The sequence below is a fragment of the Nocardioides jensenii JCM 1364 = NBRC 14755 genome, assembly GCF_001552535.1.
Classification (GTDB): domain Bacteria; phylum Actinomycetota; class Actinomycetes; order Propionibacteriales; family Nocardioidaceae; genus Nocardioides; species Nocardioides jensenii.
Window position 1 is genome coordinate 1 of sequence record NZ_BCRJ01000116.1, and the last position, 3161, is coordinate 3161.

Annotated in this window: 4 protein-coding genes; 2 read left to right on the forward strand and 2 right to left on the reverse strand. The window is 70.5% G+C overall.

Annotation, left to right across the window (positions count from 1 at the left end; translation table 11 throughout):
- Positions 1-6: 6 nt before the first annotated feature.
- Positions 7-954 (reverse strand): ROK family protein, encoded by a 948-nt coding sequence (locus NJ4_RS21935; protein WP_067440538.1) that lies wholly within the window; start codon positions 952-954, stop codon positions 7-9.
- Positions 955-1192: 238 nt separating this feature from the next.
- Here NJ4_RS21935 and NJ4_RS21940 point away from each other — a divergent pair, with 238 nt between their 5' ends.
- Both NJ4_RS21940 and NJ4_RS21945 read left to right on the forward strand, forming a co-directional pair.
- Positions 1193-1612 (forward strand): TadE/TadG family type IV pilus assembly protein, encoded by a 420-nt coding sequence (locus NJ4_RS21940; RefSeq protein WP_067440532.1) that lies wholly within the window; start codon positions 1193-1195, stop codon positions 1610-1612.
- A complete protein-coding gene (locus tag NJ4_RS21945) occupies positions 1597-2841 on the forward strand; it encodes a TadE/TadG family type IV pilus assembly protein (protein ID WP_067440535.1) in 1245 nt (414 codons plus the stop codon). The genes NJ4_RS21940 and NJ4_RS21945 overlap by 16 nt, the downstream gene beginning before the upstream one ends.
- 37 nt (positions 2842-2878) lie before the next feature.
- Here NJ4_RS21945 and NJ4_RS21950 read toward each other — a convergent pair.
- The coding region (locus NJ4_RS21950) for an ROK family protein (RefSeq protein WP_157551291.1) at positions 2879-3161 on the reverse strand (283 nt) is incomplete at its 5' end.

Here is a 3161-nt window from a genome sequence, read left to right on the forward strand (position 1 = left end):
GACGGGTCAGCGATGGCGGGCGAGATCGGCCGCGCCGACCAACCCGGCGTCGGGTCCGAGACGGGCCGCGACCACCGGCGGAACACGTCGGTGCCCGGCCCCGACCAACGAACGCAGCAGGGCCGTGCGCGCCGGTTCGAGCAGACGGTCCCCGGCAGCAGAGAGGCCGCCGCCGATCACCAGGCAGGCCGGGTCGAAGGCGGCGACCAGGTTCGCGAGCCCCACACCGAGCCAGTCGCCGACGTGTCCGAACGCCTCGTGGGCGAGCAGGTCACCCTCTTCGGCGGCCTGGGTGACCATCGGACCGTTCAGCGCCGCTGGGTTGCCACCGCACAGGTCCTCGAGGATCGAGGGACGGCTGCCCAGACGGTCCCGCGCGAACCGGACAAGGGCGTTGCCACTCGAGTACTGCTCCCAGCAGCCGCGGCCGCCGCACTCGCACACCTCACCGTCGGGCACGACCTGCATGTGGCCGAACTCGCCGGCCATGCCGTTCCAGCCGCGGTGCACCCGATGACCGAGGATGACGCCGCCCCCGATGCCGGTGCCCATCGTCACCACGATCGCGTCCGCGACGTCGCGCGCCGCGCCGTACGTCGCCTCGGCATGCGCGGCCGCCGTCGCATCGTTCTCGAGGGCCACCGGCACCCCCCAGCGCTGCTCGAGCAGTGAGCGCACCGGCGTGTCCACCCAGGGCAGGTGCGGCGCGAACATCACCCGCTCCCCCGTCGCGTCGACGAAGCCGGCGGCGGCCAGGCCCACGCCGAGCACCGTGTCGGCTCCGGTGACCTCGGTCAACGCCTGGGTCAACGCCTCCTCGACCTGGGCCGCGTCGACGCGACGTCCGGGCGTGGCTCGACGTGCGGTGCGGACCACCCGGCCCCGGTCGTCGACGACACCGGCCAGCACCTTGGTGCCGCCGATGTCGATGCCGACGTAGATCTGCTCCACCACGCGCACAGTGTGCCGCACCGGTCCGCGATCTCGACCGACCGCCCGCCCGGCGCGGGTCGCGACACTCGTCAGGACTCGTCTAGACCATCCCTACCCCAAATTGGGTACGCCGCTGCATACCCGCGCCGACCGGCGGCAACGCCCCTAGGGTCCGAAGGTGTCGGCTTGAACGACCAGCGGCTGGCTCCAGGTGGACCGGGCCGAGCCGAACGGGGCCGAACCGGGAATGGGGAGACGGATGTTCAGACGCAAGCGTGACGACACCGGCGCGGCAGCGCTCGAGTTCGCCCTGGTCCTGCCCCTGCTCATGCTGCTGTTCTTCGGCATCGTCGACTTCGGTGTGGTCTTCGCCCAGCAGCTCTCGCTCAGCAACTCGGCGCGACAGGCGGCACGCTATGCAGCCGTCGAGGGTCACGACTGCGCGGACATCGAGGAGCATGCCCGATCCAGCGCGGGCACGATCTACCTGCTGCCCAGTGAGCCCGGCTTCGCGGTGTCGGGCAGCTGCCCCGCCCCGTGCAAGGAGTCGACCGACGGTCAGGACGTCACGGTCACGATGACCCTGGAGAAGGATTTCCTGGTCCCGATTCCGATCCCGGGATTCCCGGAGGGAGTCGACCTCGAGGCGAAGGGGACCTTCCGGTGCGAGTTCTCCTGAGTCGCCGCGCGGAGGACGACGACCACGGTGCGATCGCCATCATGGTCACGCTCTTCGTGACGGTCATGGTGGTCCTCGCTGCCTTCGTGGTCGACTTCGGGATGGCGTTCATGACCAAGCGGCAGCTCTCCACCGCCGCGGATGCCGCCTCGCTCGCCGCGGCCGCGGTCTACAAGGAGGAGTTCACCGGAAGCTGCTCGGTCAACGCGATCGCCAGCCAGGGGCTCGTGCGCGCCCGCGCGGAGCAGGCGGCCGACGACCTGTTCCGGGCGAACTACCCCAATGGCGTCGACACCGACGGGAAGATCACCGAGGTGCGCTGCAAGGGGTCCGCCATCGAGGTCGTCTACCGGGCAACGGGCACCTCCGACTCCCCGTTCGGGCCGGCGGCCGGCGGTGACGACACCATCGAGACCAATGGCGAGGCGGCGGCCTCCTACGACTCAGGTGGCGGCGACTGCGCGCTGTGCTTCCTCGGGTCGGTCGACGCCGGCAACGCCGACTTCAGCGTGACCGGCGGTGACATCCACGTCAACGGCAGCATCACGGCCGGCCCCAACAGCTTCTGGGACGCCACCAGCAGCATCTCCATCGTCGGCACCGCCACCGGCGGTCAGGGCAACTACGAGCCCGACTACACCCAGGGCAGGATCATCCCGGACCCCTACGCGTCGTTGGCCCTGCCACTCAGCGAAGCAGGGCTCCACGTCAAGTCCGGCAGCCCCTGCGAGCAGGGACCCGGCATCTACCCGGCCGACGTCGAGCTCCCGAACAGCCTCTGCACGTTGGCCCCTGGGCCCTACGTGATCAAGGGGAAGTGGAGTGCCAAGAACAACTCGGTCATCACCGGGTCGGGCGTGACGCTGTATGTCAAGAACCCCGGCATGATCGACTTCAAGAACGGCACGACCCATCACCTCTCCGCTCCGCTCTCGGACCCTCCCGTGGGCGCCCCCGCCGGCTGGCCCGAAGGCTTCGTGATCATCTACGACCGCGACAACACCAACGTGCTCTCCATCCAGGGCAACGGCGACGTCACGCTCGGCGGCACCTTGTATGCGCCCTCCAGCCACGTCGACTTCAACGGCCTCTCATGCCTCACGGTGACCCACGGCTCGATCGTGGTCCAGGGGGTGGTGAAGGCGAACGGCAACAAGGCGTGCGTGGTGCTCACCGACTCGGTCAACGCCGGAGCAGGCACTCCCGTCGAGCTGCACCTGACTCAGTAGGCCCCGTCGTGCCGCAGCAGCGGAGGTGTGGCGACCGTCAGCGTCGGGCCAGGTCGGCCGCGCCGATCAGGCCGGCGGTGTTGCCGAGCGTGGCCAGCCGCAGCTCGGCCACCGGTCGATGCCCGGCACCGGTCAACCCCGCCTCGTACGACGAACGCATGGGCGCCAGCAGGAGCTCACCGGCGGCCGCGACGCCACCGCCGAGCACGATGACTCCCGGGTCGACGACGGCCGCGAGCTGGGCCGCGCCCTCGCCCAGCCAGGTGCCGAGCTCGGTGAGCTGGGCGACGGCGAACGCGTCGCCGGCCTGGGCCGCCTCG